We start from the raw sequence: 14954 nt of genomic DNA on the forward strand, positions 1-14954 counted from the left end.
TGTCACTGTGAAAAGTGAGGAGAAAAAAATGAGCTATGAAAAATTTGGAAAACAACTGATCGAGCTGGTCGGCGGGAAAGAAAATATTCAAAGCGTAACGAATTGCATGACGCGCCTGCGTTTTAAATTGAACGATCGGTCGATCCCAAAAACAGAAGAAATCAAAGAATTGCCTGATGTTATCGACGTCGTATCGAATGATGTCGCGTACCAAGTCATCATAGGGACGCAAGTACAGGAGATTCGACCGGAGATCAATCGGCTTTTGGGATTGACGGGTGGTGAAAAAGCGCAGGGAAACGGTGAAAAAGAAAAGTTTGTCACGATGGCGCTGCGTGTCTTATCGGAGGCAATGGGGCCCATCCTGATCCCCATCATGGCTGCTGGTTTGTTGGCAGGGATCTTATCGTTAGTCTCTTTGACTGGAGTCGTATCTGCGGAGAGTTCGACCTATCTGATCTTAGATGCGATTCGTCAATCGGTGTTCTTTTTCTTACCAGTATTGATCGCGATTTCTTTTGGCCGTCAATTAGGAGTGAATGAATATTTGGCTGTCACGATCGCTTTGACTTTGATGTCAGACACGATCAATGGTGCTAAAGGCTTGGATTTTCTTGGCTTGAGCCTGCCGGAGACAACCTATTCTAATTCGTTCTTCCCGATTATTTTAAGCATTATTTTCATGAAATATGTTGGGAAAGGCTTGGATAGAATCATTCCAAAGGCTTTGCAGTATTTCTTTAGTCCCGTGTTGACGTTGATCATCACGCTGCCAGTGACGTTGATTTTATTCGGACCCTTAGGTATGTATATCGGTGATGGGTTGAACTTTATCTTTGATTTTATCGGCAATACTTTTGGCAGCTGGAGTGTCGTGATGCTCTACGCAGCTTTACAGCCGTTCTTGATCACGATCGGCGCAGGGAACTTTATTATTCCGATCTTTATGAACTCTTATGCGACGTTAGGCTACGATCCAGTATTTACCGCAGCATGGGTCATTTCAGATATTGCAGTATGCGGCGCCGTTTTAGGGTATTTCTTCCGCTCAAAGGACAAAAAGCAAAAACAATTATTCGCGACGACAGCCTTCAGTGCATTCATGGGTGTGACGGAGCCAGCTGTTTATGGGGTATTCGTGAAATATCGTCGCCCCTACATCGCCGTTGCTATTGGAGGCGGATTGGGTGGATTGTTCGCGGGGATGATGAAGGTTGTCGGCTATGCACCGGTTGGAATCTTGGGGCTTCCTTCTTTCATCGGTGAAAGCAATTATCGGAACTTTTATATGATGCTGATTGCTGTGATCATCGGATTTGTAGGAGCTGGGATCGCTTCCTTCATCTTGGGGATACCGGATGACGAAAAAGTAGCGACGAAGCAAACAGATCCTAGTGAGAACGGCGCGGAGGCAGTGACAAAATTATTGATCAAAGCGCCAGTGAAGGGGAGAAATGTGGCGCTGAGCCATGTGGATGATAAAGCTTTTTCTTCATCCGCGTTAGGAAAAGGGTTAGGGATCGAACCAGCAGAGGATACGATCCATGCGCCTGTCAATGGCGAAATCGTGAGTTTGTTTCCTACCAATCATGCGATCGGAATCAAAACAGAGTATGGTGTAGAGATCCTAATCCATATCGGAATCAACACGGTTGAATTGGAAGGCAAGCATTTTGAATCCTTTGTGAAACAAGGAGACATGGTCTCTGTCGGGGATACGATTCTTAAAGCCGATATGGCAGCTATTCGCGACGACGGGTACGATCCGGTCGTGATTACGGTGATCACCAATACGGCCGATTATTTAGATGTGTTACCCACAAGTGATTTAAGCGTGAATAATGAAGAGGACTGCTTAACAGTCGTCGTATAATACGGAGGAAGTAAAATGAAGGAATTATCAAACAAGTTTCTTTGGGGCGGCAGTATCGCCGCGCATCAATTAGAAGGTGCCTGGCAAGAAGGCGGAAAAGGCCCCGCGATCATGGATTTTGCGACTTCAGGTTCAGCCGCGATCCCTCGTGAATACACGAAAACGATCGAAGAAGGCAGACGCTATCCTTCCCATGAGGGGATTGATTTTTACCATCGTTACAAAGAAGACATCAAGCTTTTTGGGGACATGGGATTCAAGAGTTTGCGACTATCTGTTGATTGGTCACGGATCTATCCAAATGGGGACGACGCTGAACCGAATCAAGCAGGCATTGAATTCTATCAACAGGTCGTCGATGAGCTGCTGAAACACAACATCGAACCAATCGTTACACTGTATCATTTTGAACTCCCAATGAATCTAGTGACGAAATATGGTTCCTGGAAGAATCGAAAAGTGGTCGACTTCTATTTGAAGTATGCCGAAACAATGCTCCATGCGCTGAAGGGGAAAGTGAAATATTGGGTGACCTTTAATGAGATGAACCATCTTGAACCGCAAACAGAAGCTTCAGATATGTTCACCTATATTTTGGCAGGATTAAAATACAGAGAGTTAGAAGGAAATAAAAAGGAGACGCTGGCGATCATCGGCTATCATATGACGCTGGCAGCCGTGAAGGCGAACCAATTGATTCGTCAAATCGATGCGACGAATCAAGCGGGGTGTGTGTTTGGCATCGTGCCAACGTATCCTATCAATTCTGATCCCATCAATGTGCTGAACGCCTTCAAAGAAATGGACCGTGATTTTTATCAGATCGACGCGATGTGTTACGGCGAATTTCCGAAATATAAAATGACAGAGCTGGAAGATATGGGCATCGATATTGGCATGACCGAGGAGGACAAAGCTGCTTTTGCGGAAGGAAAGCTAGACTTTATCGGAATGAATTATTATATGTCTCAGGTGGCACGTTATGAAGGGGATACGGCTGATGAAAATGCTCTGTTCGGCGGGGTGCAAAATCCATTCATTGAAAAAAGCAAATGGGGCTGGGGAATTGATCCGATCGGCTTGAGGTATTTGCTGAATTATACCTACCGCAGATATGGTTTGCCCATCATTATTTGTGAAAATGGTCTGGGGGCCTTCGATGAGGTCGGGCCAGATGGCATCGTTCATGATGACTACCGTATCGACTTTTTGCAAAAGCATCTGAGGGAATTAAAAAAAGCGGTGGTTGAAGACAAAGTCGATTGCTTCGGCTACCTGATGTGGGGACCAATTGATTTGGTCAGCGCAACTACAGGGGAAATGCGAAAACGCTATGGTTTCATTTATGTCGACAAGCAGGATGATGGCACCGGCGATCTCTCGAGAACGCCGAAAGAGTCGTTTTATTGGTACAAAAAGCTGATTGCTGAAAACGGCGCGTCCCTCTAAAAATGATCAGAGCAACGAGTTTATTTACCTCATGACAGAAAAAAGATGACGAAGAAGGTCCCTTTTCAGGGAACGATCTTTGTCATCTTTTTGTCATTCTTATCGTAAATTCGAGAAAGCACCGAATTTGGTCAAGAGTTCGTCAAAGCCTGGGACGGTTTCTTCGCGGTTCCAGTCTCGTTGCAATTCACAGGCGAGCTGCGCGATCGAAGTCAGTTGTGCACCGGCTTGTTCGACACGGCGCAACGCCGTTTCGTGGGCAATTGGGGAAGTTCCGCCAACGGCATCAATGATTGGATAGACTTCGTAGCCTTCTTTTAAGGCGTCTAATGTCGGGAACGTCAAGCAAGCTTCTGTCCATAGGGCTAAGATCAATATTTTCTTGCGGCCGGTCGCTTTGATGGCTTCGTTGTATTCTTTGTCTTCCCATGCGTTGATCGAGCTGCGGTCGTAAGAAGGAACGTCTTCTCCTACGGCTTTTTTCAGTACAGGGATCGTATCTGTGTTCCAGCCTTTTTCAACGTTGACGGTTGAAAGGACAATCGGAATATTATAAAGTTTCGCCAGTTCGATCGCGATCTCCGTGTTGCGGATCAGCTCTGAACGGTTCATCGAATTAATGGAATTGATTTGGGTCGGTTGATAGTCGATCACGGTCAATACTGTATTATCAGGTGAGAGTAGCTCGTCTTCTGTTCGTTTCACATAACTTGTCATTCTATCCACTCCTAATTTTTATTGAGGCCGTCATTTTTCCTTGCAGAAAATGAGGCACAGCCTGTTTTTGACACACCTATTGTAACGCGGAATGGTGAAAAGCACGAAGATTTCGTTTTGTTAGGAAGTGGGCAAAGCGTCTAGAAAACGTCTTGCGGCATTGGAGAACACCTGCTTCTTTTTCCAAATAATACTGATTTTTGCCGTCAGTTCAGGCACCAGAGGAACGAATACCAAGCCGTTGTTTTCTGTGGGAATGATCCCATCGAGACAAAAGGCGACCGTCGTACCTTCTTTTACGAACAACGACGCGTTATAAAGCAAATCGTAGCTGCCGGCGATCTTAAATTGACTCAAATTGCCGCCGAGCCATTCGGAAAGCTGGTGATTCACCATGGTTTGACTAGAAACCAGCAAGGAGTGATTCTTCAAGTCACTGGGGGATACCCTTTCTTTTTTTGCCAGTGGATGGAAGTCATTGACCAGTACGCCCCAGCGGTCTGAAACAGGAAGAGCAAGGTATTCGTATTTTTGCTTTTCCACCGGATCGATTACCAAGCCAAAATCCAGCAGTCCTTTGTCGAGTTTATCCTTCACATCGTCTGCATTGCCGCTGTACATCTCAACTGTGATGTCAGGATACGTGACCATCAGCTCGTTTAAGGTCTTGGCCAAGTAGCGAAAGGCGGGCGTCTCGCCGCCACCGATTCGGATGGTTCCGCCGATCACGTCATTTTTCTTCAGGTTTGAGGTGGTCGTGTCCACGAGGGAGAGGATCTCTTGCCCGCGGTTTCGCAAGTAGATGCCGTCTTCCGTGAGCGAAATCTCGCGATTGCCGCGGATAAATAATTGGACGCCTAACTCCTCCTCCAGCTCTTTTAATTGTTTGGAGAGGGTAGGTTGGGATAGGTGCAGCACCTCTGCTGCCTTACTGATTGTTTTTTCCCTCGCGACAGTCATAAAATAGGTCAAAACACGAATATCCATTTACTTCCTCCTATAGCTAAAAACGATAGTTAGCTATTTTATATAAGTATTAGTCATTGCTAGTATAGCGAAGTATACTGGACTCAGCAAGTAAAGGGAGGATGATTCGGATGGAACAGGCATTTTTGGCGAAAATCCAAGGCATGGAGATTTTACTTGGCTCCGAAATTTATGGAGAAATTCATGAACTAAAAGCCGATAATGAGCGGCTCGTTATGGAGATGAACGGCGCTTACCATACACAGAGGGAGATGCGAGAGTGTTTAGAGAAGATCACTGGAAGCACCATTCATGACTCGGTCACCATTTCTCAACCGTTTTACACGGATTTCGGCAAGCATATCTCCTTTGGGAAGGATATTTTTATCAATCAGAATGTGATGTTTGTCGATTTAGGCGGGATCGTGATTGAGGACCATGTGCTGATCGGTCCTATGTGTCGGATCATTTCGGTGAATCATCTCACGGACCCGAAAAAACGCCGCGGCTTGTCTGTTGCGTCAGTAAAAATCGAAGAAAATGCTTGGCTAGGCGCCAACGTGACGGTTTTACCCGGTGTGACCGTGGGGAAAAACGCGATCGTGGCGGCGGATTCGACGGTCACAAAGGATGTGCCGGAGAATGTGATCGTTGCAGGATCACCAGCCAGAATCATCAAAGAAATAGCTTTTCAGTGAGTTTCCCACAAAATTTAAAGAGAAATGGGGAATAGCGGATGTCTATTTTTCGAGTATTATTGTTATTTTATATAACACTGGCAGCCCTGACTGCTTGCGCAAAACCTTCTGTCGATACTGCCTCGATCTCCAGCAATGACACCCAGTGGACAATGAATGGGCATCCGCTACAAATAGAACTGGAGGATACGGAAGCTAGTTGGCAGTTGTCAGAGGTTTTGCCTGATCAATTCGTGATGCAGGATTTGAACGGGAATGAGAAGTATTATACACTCCCGAAACGTCTGCCGACGAGTGAAACGCAAGTCGAAAGGATTGAAGCAGGAGACGTGATGTTGTACGGTAATAGGACCCTCGTTGTCTTTTACCGCTCCTTTTCAACCAATTATTCCTACACACGAATCGGTCGAGTGAAGAATAACGAAAAGTTAGCGGATCAGCTAGGCGAAGGGGACACAATGGTGGAACCACGCAGTGATGAAAGGAAGGAATAAGTATGTTAAAAGAGACGTATACATTAACGAATGGAGTAGAAATTCCTAAGATCGGGTATGGAACCTGGAAAATCGCAAACGACCAGGCGACTGAAAAAGTGCTGGAAGCAATTGAAGCAGGATATCGCCACATTGACACGGCACAGGCTTATGGCAATGAAGCAGGCGTTGGCGCAGCGATCAAAAAAACAACGGTACCAAGAGAAGAGCTGTTCCTCACCACCAAGCTTGCGGCAGAAATCAAAGATTATGACAGTGCGGTGAAGGCCATCGATGACTCACTGAAAAAATTAGGCGTAGATGTTATTGATCTAATGATCATTCACAGTCCGAAACCATGGGCAGAATTTCATGGCGAGGAGCACTATTTTGAAGGGAATCTCGCGGCTTGGCGTGCTCTTGAAGAAGCCTATCAAGCAGGAAAATTGCGTGCCATCGGCGTCTCCAACTTTGAGATTGTCGACTTGGAAAATCTATTGAAACATTCTAAAGCCAAGCCCGCGGTGAATCAGGTGCTTGCCCATATTGGTCAAACCCCATTTGATGTCATCGAGTTTTCCCAGAAGCAGGAGATTCTTGTCGAAGCCTATTCACCCATCGCCCATGGTGCGATGCTGAAAAGCAAGACCATCACTGCCTTAGCGGACAAATACAAGGTCTCCATTCCGCAATTGGCGATTCGCTACTGCTTACAGTTGGGTCTGTTGCCATTACCAAAAACGGAAAATCCAGCGCACATGAAGAACAACGCCGAGGTAGATTTCGAAATTTCCGATGAGGATATGGAAAAATTAGCTCGTGTAACAAGTGATTTTGATTATGGCAAGAATAACGACATGCCTGTCTTTCGCAGAGTTTTAGAATAACAAAAAAGCGTCTGTCTCTTACACGAGGCAGACGATTTTTTTTGTTATTTAATGAGTCTTAGGCGGTAGGCAAAACGATCCGTTGATTCGTCACTGGATCAATAATGTCCTCCAATTGAAAACGATCATTTTCGTAAGTCAAGTCGAAAATCGTGCAATTCGGGAAAGGGCGCACCAACACGTGCTCGTCTCCAGACCAGACGGATTGAAGAAAGCTTACACAGGCGCCGTTATGAGAGACGGCGAGCACTTTTTGATGATCCTCATGGCTCATAATATGATGCAAGGCCTGCGTGACGCGCTTTTGAACATCTAAGGTCGATTCTCCGCCGAATTGCAGATAAAAGGATTCAAAATACGCTTTTCCTTCCGGCTGTAAAAACTGCTGCTCCCCCTCAAAAGAACCGAAGTTCATCTCCTTCAACTCTTTCAACCGCTGATAGTTTTTACTGTCAGTAATCAGCTCCAAGGTGTCACAGGCCCGCTCTTGGGTCGAAGCATAGAGGTGATCAAAGTGGATACCGGTCTCTTTAAAATAACTTTTTGCCCGCAACGCTTGCTGGATGCCATTTTCAGTCAAGGGCGAATCACAAGCGCCTTGCACTTTTTTTAATTGATTAAAAAGCGTCTCCCCGTGACGCATCAAATATAATTTCTTTTTCATGATGTCCTCCTATTGTTCACTCTCTCCATACTATCAAATTAAAGATGGAAGCGCATCACAAAGTTGGTAAAGGCCGCTCTATAGCACAGAACCCGGCAGCTTTAAGAGTTTCAAGGACTCCTCCAATAGCTGATCTAATGCCTGCTGATCCGTCATTTCTGGTGTCTCGTTCCATTTCCACAAGGCGGGATAGCCCTTGGTATTTTGACGATTGTTCGGTGAATAGACGGCACCTCCTTGGGCATGGGGATCTGTTGCTGCATAGAGCGTGGGCAATGCACCTTCCGCGGCACTTTGTCGGATGCTGGGGAATACCCGAAACAAAAGCGCCCCCATGCGCATTGCGGTGGAGGTGGCCCCAGCGTTTTTTGTTACTAGATTGGTTGCGGCAACACCAGGATTTGCCGCCATCATTGTGATGGGGTACCTTTTTTCGGTGAAGACTTGGTCTAGCTTGCGAGCGATTTGCGCTTGCGCTAGTTTGGTCTCTAAGTAAATGGTCCATGCGTTGTAATTGTGGCCATCTACATTGGTCAAATCGATCTTAGGATGACCAGCCGGCAACGACGTCAAATTCACGACACGAGCGGCCTCGCTCCGCTTCAAAAGAGCCAAAAGCTGGATGGTCAAATAAAGTCCGCCTAAATAGTTTGTAGCCCACATCATTTCGAACCCGTCCACGGTGACAGATCGTTCCGCCGGCATCATCAAACCAGCGCTGTTGATCAGAATATCTAGACGATCAAGGGGAATATCTTCGCTGAATTTCTTGATGACAGCTAAGCTGCTCAAATCCAATGTGTGATAATAAATATGGCGGTTTCCTGTAGCTTCGATCAGATGATCCCTGGCGTCTTGACCTCTTTGCGCATTTCGTGCGGAGAGATGGACCTCCGCACCCTTTTCAGCTAATGCTCTGGCTGCTTCAAGACCGATGCCGCTGCTTCCACCGCTGATTAAAGCGATTTTTCCAGTCAAATCAGGGATGTCCTTTGTTGTCCAATGAGTTTTTGGTTGCTGATACGTTGTCATAAATAGTCTTCCTTTCATAAAAAAGCGATGCGCCTTTGTAATTTGTACTCCTTTAGTAAGTGGCGATAATGCACAGTTGTGCATTTGAATGAAATGAATTATAGTTTATGGGCAAACAAACGAGCAATCAAAGCGGCTTGTATTTGGAAAAGATGCACAAAAAACAAAATGTGTGAAGGGGATAAAAAATGAAGGCAGACAGTCGAGGATATAAGAATTTATCTCAGGAATATATTACGAAGGCTCTTTTAGCGTTAATGGAAGAAAAAGCCTATGACGAAATCAGTATCACTGAAATAACAAAAATGGCGCAACTGGCACGAAGAACCTTTTATTTGAACTTTTCCTCGAAACAAGAGGTATTAGACGGCTATTTTGAGGTCCTATTCATGGATTTTATGGATTCATTGCGTCAAACCAAGGAGGCGGACCTTTATCATAAAGCACTCGCCTATTTTAACTTTTGGAAGTCACGACTGAGATTTGTCCTTCTCCTTGAGAAGAATCAGCTATTTGAAGGACTGATCAAAAAATACACAGAAAAGCTGGCGGATCAGCAATACTTCAATTCGTTTAAAGATCTTGGGAAAGACCTATCTGAAAAAGAACTCGAAATTTTGATCCTTTTTAACGCGGCGGGGCTATGGAAAATGCTGGAATACTGGGCATTAACGAACAACCAAGAATCTGCTGAAGACATGGCGCGAATCTTTTGTAAAATCGTAAGGAATGAGTAAAACAAAGTATTTTATAGAAAAAAATCTTATTAAAAAAAGAGCGTATACGCACTTTTTTCAATAAGATTTTTGTTTTTTCTTAATGGGGAACTACGAAAAAAAGAAATAAGGCACATTTTTTTGCGTGTAGGTGTTGAAAACACTGGATTGTTCACTTGTGAAATGCGCTTTCTAGTCGACATAAAAAAATTATTGCATTGACAGCGTTTTCTATTTAGGCATAAACTCTTGGTAAGATCCGTGAGAAATAAAAAGAAGGGCGTTCATGAGGACACCCTAACTGCCTGCTTGTCGATACGCATCACTCACTCCAAAGGCCAAGGAGTCTGATTGATGCCTGTTGAGAAGAACGGGTACAGAGAGAAGTCCCTTGAAGGATTCGGCTGCTGCATTCGTGAACGACATTTCAGTTGCTTGATCCCAAGGCTTATTCCACCGATCGATCACCCATTCATACCTCTCTTGAATCAAAAAGAGAGACTTGTTCTATTGTTTTGCCTATTCTCGTCAATACCGATCCCGCCGATGTGAGCCAGATGTGTTTTCACGTTCTTTGTGAACGAGGACCTCGAAGGAGAAAGGATCAGTGACGTTCGTTTTAATAAAAATAGTAATTTTGGAAGGAGAAAAATACATGCGAAGTTTAGTTGTAATTTTTGAAAATAGTGAAGGAAAAAATCATCGCTGGGTTTTGAAAGATCCAGATGTTACGAAATCACCAGAAAAGATCCGGGCAGAATTAGAGAAAATGACGCGCTTGAATCTTTTTGAGAAGGACGGCGTGAAGCTGTTCCAGAAGGTGGTGAGTGCGAAATTCGTCGAAACGGTGGTGACACCGATCTTTGACGTGACTACAGATGTTGAGGAGACCGCAGAACCTCTGCGTCAAGAGGAATCCGAAGCTAAATCAGTCCCACAATCAAAAGAAGGGGCGGTAGAATCAGGGATCACGATCCAAATGACGGATGAAGATGACGAAGGTGTCAAACAGATGGAGTTCGTTATCCCAGAGGGCACGGATATCGAGGCCTTGTCTGATCAGGAGCTGTTAGCGCTCTTTAGGGACATTTTGCCAGAAGGCGCGGAGTTAGAGGAGCTGTATTACGAAGCGGAGGAAGAGCCGCCCCAAGATCCGCTAGTCGATTTGGAGACACCAGATCTGGAAGGAGAGGCGAAAAAGGAACCCCAGACAGTGCCGGAGAATATCCCCATAACGACGCCAGAGAAGGCGAAAAAGGGCAGAAGACCGAACAAAACCAATCGAAAGCTATTGGAGCGGTTCAAAAAGCATAACTCCATGTAGCACATACGTGATCGAATCAAAATCCAACGTTGGTATTCGAGAACGCAAAAGAAAAACGTTTTATAACAGAGCCAGCAAGCGCCGTTTCATTTGTAGGAACAGGAAAAGTCTCGCTTACGCGAAAAAGCGCTTGCACAGGCTTGTTTTTCAGTGCTATAATTCAGATAAAATAAACACAAACTGGATAGTGATTGCTTTATGCAAGCTAAACCTGTTGACAAAATAACACGTGTGAAACGTGTATTTGTTGACGGGTTTTTCTTTTGGGTAAAGTAAAGCCATCTAATTTTACGGAAAAGAGGAACGATACATGGTATTTCCAAAAGGGTTTTTATGGGGCGGCGCAACGGCTGCCAATCAATGTGAAGGCGGCTGGAATGAAGGCGGCAAAGGCGAGAGTATCCCTGACCATATGCGGGCAGGCGGGCTGCATAAACGACGGGTCATGACAGAGGAGATCGATCCGCAGGGCTATTATCCGAACCATGAGGGCATCGACTTTTATCATCGCTACAAAGAAGACATTGCACTATTTGCGGAGATGGGCTTTACTGTTTTTCGCTTGAGTATCGCTTGGTCACGGATTTTTCCGAAGGGGGACGAGACGGAACCGAATGAAGAGGGACTGGCCTTTTATGATCAGGTTTTTGACGAATGTCGGAAGCATGGGATCGAACCGTTAGTGACAATTAGTCATTTTGAGCTGCCCTATGCGCTGGCTGAGAATTACGGCGGCTTCGCGAATCGCCAAACGATCGACTTTTTTGTTCGTTATGCGACAACGCTTTTTGAACGATACAAGGACAAGGTCAAGTATTGGCTGGCCTTCAACGAAATCAATTTTGGGACATTGCCATTAGGCGGGCGCAATCTTTTAGGGATCTTGGACAAGGAAGACAATGAGGAACGCCGCTATCAGGCGCTTCACCATATGTTCATCGCAAGCGCTTTGGCAGTAAAAATCGGGCATGAGATCAATCCAGAATTCAACATTGGGTGCATGCTGGCGTATATGACGATGTACCCGTTGACGTGTAAACCGGAGGACGCATTGGCGAATCAGGAGCTGGTTAAAAAACTAAACTGGTTCTGCGGCGATGTTCAAGTCAAGGGGAAATATCCGTATTATATGAAGCACTATTTTGAAAAGCAGAATATTCATCTGGAATTCGCAGCTGACGATGAAAAGATTTTACGAGAAGGCACGGTCGATTTTTACACCTTCTCCTATTATATGACCAGCTGCGTGACGGCAGACCTTGATGAAAACGGAGATCGCGTGGGCGGTAATTTATTCGGCGGCGTGAAGAACAACTATTTGGAAACCAGCGAGTGGGGCTGGCAAATTGATCCTGTCGGTCTGCGCTTCACCTTGAATGAATTGTACGATCGTTATGAGATTCCCTTAATGATCGTGGAGAACGGGCTAGGTGCTGTCGATCACGTGGAAGAGGATGGCACGATCCATGATAGCTATCGCATCGAGTATTTCCGACGCCACATCGAGGAGATGGGTAAAGCGATCGAAGACGGCGTCGATTTGATCGGCTATACGCCTTGGGGCTGCATCGATCTCGTTTCTGGCGGCACAGGCGAAATGTCGAAACGCTACGGCTTTATTTATGTCGATAAAGACGATGAAGGCAAGGGAACTTTTGACCGCAGCCGCAAAGACAGCTTCTATTGGTATAAAAAAGTCATCGCCAGTAATGGGGGAGAGTTGGGGTAGATGCGCTTGTCATTGACGAACAAGCGTAAAAATGGCTCGTTTTAGAAAAACAGCATAAATCAACGGATGAAAGACGAATCAATTTCCTGATTCGTCTTTTTGCTTTGGTCAAAGGAGTTAAAAGTTAGTCCGTACTTTCTAATGTATAAGAAAAAAAGTGAACTGTCTTTCGAAAGAAAACAAGATTTAGTCCTGAGAAATATGGGAGGTAGGACACTTGTCTATAGGCAAGGCTGTAAACGGTTCACTTCTTCTCGTTATGCAAAAATAAAGCGAACTGACTTAGCATTGTAGAGGGATGCGTTATCAAATATAGTGAGTGTGTAAAGCAAATGCATAAGAAAGAGGTGAGATACATGTTGCAAGAAAGCATCGAAGAATCCTATATTCAATTAGATGTAGAAGCTGAAAATTTTGAAGAGGCGATCAGGAAATCATTTGATCCGTTGATAGAAAACAAGGCGGTTACAGAAACCTATGTAGAGTCAGTTATTCGAATTTATCACGAAACAGGTCCTTATATCGTAATAACTAAAAATATCGCCTTGCCTCACGCTCCAGTAGAAGACGGAGCCCAAAAATTGGGACTAGGTTTTGTAAGACTGAAGGTACCAGTCGTTTCAGGTCATACAACGAATGATCCTGTCCGATATTTGTTTCCGCTCAGCGCTAAAGCCAGCAATGAGCACATCGAGCTACTGTCAAAATTAGCTGATTTATTGAGTAAAAAAAGTTTCATCGAATTTTTACAAAACGTATCTTCAAAGGAAGAATTCGTTCATTATTTTAACAATCAATAAGACAAACAAACTAAATTTCATCCGTTTGTCTAAAAAAGGGAGAGAAGAAGTATGTATAAAGCATTAGTCGCGTGTCGAGCAGGAGTAGGATCAAGTTTGATGCTAAAAATAAAAGTATCGGAAGTTGTTAAAATGAATAATTTTCCTATTGAAGTAGAACATTCGTCATTAGATGGTGTTCCAGGATTTGGTGGGCAAATGATCATTACTTTACCAGATGTTGCAGAAGAACTTGCACAAAAAAATCTACCATACAAATTGATTGGGATCAGTAATATCGTGGACAAAGATGAAATCAAGGCAAAATTAGAGGCAGCCTTAGCTGAATTAGGATAAAAAGGGGTTTGGGAGGGAAATAAAAAATGGATTTTTTTATTAGTTTCTTAAGTACACCAGCAGTCATGTTAGGAATGGTGGCATTCATCGGATTGGTTGCTCAAAGAAAGAGCGGGACCGAAGTATTGACGGGCACCTTTAAAACAATTATTGGTTTCTTAGTGTTTAGTGCCGGGGGCTCGATTATGACGGGCGCCTTGCAAAACTTTAACCAATTATTTCAAAAAGGGTTCCATATCCAAGGAGTTGTCGCTTCACCTGAAGCGGCTACTGCGTTGGCTCAAACTGAGTTCGCATTTGTTACAAGTTGTACGTTGATCATCGGTTTCATTATGAACCTTGTAATTGCGAGAATCACACCCTTTAAAAATATTTTCTTTACAACCGGACATAGTCTATTTTTCGCGTGCGTACTATCGTTGATCTTAAAAGCGCATCATGTAGCCGATGTTCCAGCAATTATTATTGGCGGGTTATTATTAGGATTCTTCTCAGCAGCTTTGCCAGAGTTATGTCAGCCATTCATGCGCAGAATCACGAACAGCGATGCTACTGCAATTGGTCACTTCAATATGATTGGGTACGCTTTGTCGGGGTACATTGGCATGCTTTTCAGCAAGCATAAAGATAAAACTACGGAACACATCAACTTCCCTAAGTGGTTGTCTTTTTTCCGAGATTTCTTAATGGGTGTTTCAGTTGTCATGTTGATTTTGTTTTATGTATCTGCATTAAAAGCAGGACGTCCGGCTGTTGAAGAATTGGCTGGCACACAACATTGGTTAGTATTCCCATTTGTTCAAGCGTTTACGTTTACAGCGGGGATGTCGATCTTAATGACAGGTGTTCGGATGTTTCTATCAGAGATCACCGCGGCCTTTGTTTCGATCTCTGAAAAATTTATTCCAAATTCACGTCCGGCATTGGATGTGCCCACAGTCTTTCCATTCGCTCCAACAGCGGTAATCGTAGGCTTCTTGTCTTCCTACACCGCGGGATTGATCGGAGTATTTTTAATGGTTGCTCTTAAATTTCCAGTAGTTATCATCCCAGCAGCGCACATCTGCTTCTTTTCAGGCGGAACTGCGGGAGTATTTGGAAACTCCACTGGCGGGTGGCGAGGTGCTGTCGTAGGGTCATTCGTCATCGGATTGCTATTGGCATTTTTACCTACTGTTCTTTATCCACTATACGGCACATTAGGCATTGAAGGATCAACATTCCCGAATATTGATTACAACGTGATGGGAATAATGTTAGACAAAATATTGTCACTATTTGGTAGATAGA

Annotated in this window: 16 protein-coding genes; 11 read left to right on the forward strand and 5 right to left on the reverse strand. The window is 44.5% G+C overall.

Annotation, left to right across the window (positions count from 1 at the left end):
- Positions 1-28: 28 nt before the first annotated feature.
- Together IGI66_RS15380 and IGI66_RS15385 are read left to right on the forward strand one after the other, a co-directional pair.
- Positions 29-1873 (forward strand): beta-glucoside-specific PTS transporter subunit IIABC, encoded by a 1845-nt coding sequence (locus IGI66_RS15380; protein ID WP_438849485.1) that lies wholly within the window; start codon positions 29-31, stop codon positions 1871-1873.
- A 15-nt stretch (positions 1874-1888) separates the two neighbouring features.
- Positions 1889-3322 carry a family 1 glycosylhydrolase gene (locus IGI66_RS15385; RefSeq protein WP_438849486.1) on the forward strand — a complete coding sequence of 478 codons (1434 nt, stop codon included), beginning with the start codon at positions 1889-1891 and terminating at the stop codon, positions 3320-3322.
- Positions 3323-3421: 99 nt separating this feature from the next.
- Here the strand turns inward: IGI66_RS15385 and IGI66_RS15390 are convergent, their stop codons facing one another.
- The gene (locus tag IGI66_RS15390) at positions 3422-4039 is read right to left on the reverse strand and encodes an isochorismatase family protein (protein ID WP_438849487.1); all 618 of its coding nucleotides are present in this window, start codon (positions 4037-4039) and stop codon (positions 3422-3424) included.
- 120 nt (positions 4040-4159) lie between these two features.
- Positions 4160-5026: a LysR family transcriptional regulator gene (locus tag IGI66_RS15395; protein WP_438849488.1), complete on the reverse strand. Its 867-nt coding sequence runs from the start codon at positions 5024-5026 to the stop codon at positions 4160-4162.
- A gap of 110 nt (positions 5027-5136) precedes the next feature.
- Here IGI66_RS15395 and IGI66_RS15400 point away from each other — a divergent pair, with 110 nt between their 5' ends.
- From IGI66_RS15400 to IGI66_RS15410, 3 genes are read left to right on the forward strand one after another with little or no spacing between them, the layout of a single operon-like run.
- A complete protein-coding gene (locus tag IGI66_RS15400) occupies positions 5137-5703 on the forward strand; it encodes a DapH/DapD/GlmU-related protein (RefSeq protein WP_438849489.1) in 567 nt (188 codons plus the stop codon).
- Positions 5704-5741: 38 nt separating this feature from the next.
- Positions 5742-6197: a cyclophilin-like fold protein gene (locus IGI66_RS15405; RefSeq protein WP_438849490.1), complete on the forward strand. Its 456-nt coding sequence runs from the start codon at positions 5742-5744 to the stop codon at positions 6195-6197.
- A gap of 2 nt (positions 6198-6199) precedes the next feature.
- A complete protein-coding gene (locus tag IGI66_RS15410) occupies positions 6200-7063 on the forward strand; it encodes an aldo/keto reductase (protein ID WP_438849491.1) in 864 nt (287 codons plus the stop codon).
- 58 nt (positions 7064-7121) lie between these two features.
- On the opposite strand, the gene IGI66_RS15415 is transcribed toward IGI66_RS15410, so the two are convergent.
- Both IGI66_RS15415 and IGI66_RS15420 read right to left on the reverse strand, forming a co-directional pair.
- Entirely contained in the window at positions 7122-7727 is a 606-nt protein-coding gene (locus tag IGI66_RS15415) for a histidine phosphatase family protein (protein ID WP_438849492.1), read from the reverse strand.
- A gap of 78 nt (positions 7728-7805) precedes the next feature.
- Positions 7806-8759, reverse strand: coding sequence for an SDR family NAD(P)-dependent oxidoreductase (locus IGI66_RS15420; protein ID WP_438849493.1), 954 nt, complete (start codon positions 8757-8759; stop codon positions 7806-7808).
- Positions 8760-8947: 188 nt separating this feature from the next.
- Here IGI66_RS15420 and IGI66_RS15425 point away from each other — a divergent pair, with 188 nt between their 5' ends.
- Entirely contained in the window at positions 8948-9496 is a 549-nt protein-coding gene (locus IGI66_RS15425) for a TetR/AcrR family transcriptional regulator (protein WP_438849494.1), read from the forward strand.
- Positions 9497-9772: 276 nt separating this feature from the next.
- Here IGI66_RS15425 and IGI66_RS15430 read toward each other — a convergent pair whose 3' ends face one another.
- Complete coding sequence (locus IGI66_RS15430; protein ID WP_438849496.1) at positions 9773-9943, reverse strand: hypothetical protein; 171 nt, start codon at positions 9941-9943, stop codon at positions 9773-9775.
- A 187-nt stretch (positions 9944-10130) separates the two neighbouring features.
- Between IGI66_RS15430 and IGI66_RS15435 the strand changes: the two genes are divergently transcribed.
- The 5 genes from IGI66_RS15435 (at position 10131) to IGI66_RS15455 (ending at position 14953) form a co-directional block, all read left to right on the forward strand.
- Entirely contained in the window at positions 10131-10799 is a 669-nt protein-coding gene (locus tag IGI66_RS15435; RefSeq protein ID WP_431378493.1) for a DUF2922 domain-containing protein, read from the forward strand.
- Positions 10800-11109: 310 nt separating this feature from the next.
- The gene (locus IGI66_RS15440) at positions 11110-12528 is read left to right on the forward strand and encodes a 6-phospho-beta-glucosidase (RefSeq protein WP_438849497.1); all 1419 of its coding nucleotides are present in this window, start codon (positions 11110-11112) and stop codon (positions 12526-12528) included.
- 356 nt (positions 12529-12884) lie between these two features.
- Positions 12885-13328, forward strand: coding sequence for a PTS sugar transporter subunit IIA (locus IGI66_RS15445; RefSeq protein WP_431378495.1), 444 nt, complete (start codon positions 12885-12887; stop codon positions 13326-13328).
- 51 nt (positions 13329-13379) lie between these two features.
- Positions 13380-13664, forward strand: coding sequence for a PTS sugar transporter subunit IIB (locus IGI66_RS15450; RefSeq protein WP_010779214.1), 285 nt, complete (start codon positions 13380-13382; stop codon positions 13662-13664).
- A gap of 26 nt (positions 13665-13690) precedes the next feature.
- Positions 13691-14953, forward strand: a complete 1263-nt coding sequence (locus IGI66_RS15455; RefSeq protein ID WP_010779215.1) for a PTS ascorbate transporter subunit IIC — start codon at positions 13691-13693, stop codon at positions 14951-14953.
- The last annotated feature ends 1 nt before the right edge of the window (position 14954 follow it).

Origin of the sequence: Enterococcus sp. AZ048, from assembly GCF_051715125.1 — a bacterium.
GTDB lineage: Bacteria > Bacillota > Bacilli > Lactobacillales > Enterococcaceae > Enterococcus_A > Enterococcus_A gilvus.

Excerpts from the sequence above, each read along its gene's own strand:
- IGI66_RS15390 (WP_438849487.1), bottom strand. The coding sequence starts at position 4,039 with ATGACAAGTTATGTGAAACGAACAGAAGACGAGCTACTCTCACCTGAT.
- IGI66_RS15405 (WP_438849490.1), top strand. The coding sequence starts at position 5,742 with ATGTCTATTTTTCGAGTATTATTGTTATTTTATATAACACTGGCAGCC.
- IGI66_RS15400 (WP_438849489.1), top strand. The coding sequence starts at position 5,137 with ATGGAACAGGCATTTTTGGCGAAAATCCAAGGCATGGAGATTTTACTT.
- IGI66_RS15455 (WP_010779215.1), top strand. The coding sequence starts at position 13,691 with ATGGATTTTTTTATTAGTTTCTTAAGTACACCAGCAGTCATGTTAGGA.
- IGI66_RS15435 (WP_431378493.1), top strand. The coding sequence starts at position 10,131 with ATGCGAAGTTTAGTTGTAATTTTTGAAAATAGTGAAGGAAAAAATCAT.
- IGI66_RS15440 (WP_438849497.1), top strand. The coding sequence starts at position 11,110 with ATGGTATTTCCAAAAGGGTTTTTATGGGGCGGCGCAACGGCTGCCAAT.
- IGI66_RS15450 (WP_010779214.1), top strand. The coding sequence starts at position 13,380 with ATGTATAAAGCATTAGTCGCGTGTCGAGCAGGAGTAGGATCAAGTTTG.
- IGI66_RS15425 (WP_438849494.1), top strand. The coding sequence starts at position 8,948 with ATGAAGGCAGACAGTCGAGGATATAAGAATTTATCTCAGGAATATATT.
- IGI66_RS15380 (WP_438849485.1), top strand. The coding sequence starts at position 29 with ATGAGCTATGAAAAATTTGGAAAACAACTGATCGAGCTGGTCGGCGGG.
- IGI66_RS15410 (WP_438849491.1), top strand. The coding sequence starts at position 6,200 with ATGTTAAAAGAGACGTATACATTAACGAATGGAGTAGAAATTCCTAAG.
- IGI66_RS15385 (WP_438849486.1), top strand. The coding sequence starts at position 1,889 with ATGAAGGAATTATCAAACAAGTTTCTTTGGGGCGGCAGTATCGCCGCG.
- IGI66_RS15420 (WP_438849493.1), bottom strand. The coding sequence starts at position 8,759 with ATGACAACGTATCAGCAACCAAAAACTCATTGGACAACAAAGGACATC.
- IGI66_RS15395 (WP_438849488.1), bottom strand. The coding sequence starts at position 5,026 with ATGGATATTCGTGTTTTGACCTATTTTATGACTGTCGCGAGGGAAAAA.
- IGI66_RS15445 (WP_431378495.1), top strand. The coding sequence starts at position 12,885 with ATGTTGCAAGAAAGCATCGAAGAATCCTATATTCAATTAGATGTAGAA.
- IGI66_RS15415 (WP_438849492.1), bottom strand. The coding sequence starts at position 7,727 with ATGAAAAAGAAATTATATTTGATGCGTCACGGGGAGACGCTTTTTAAT.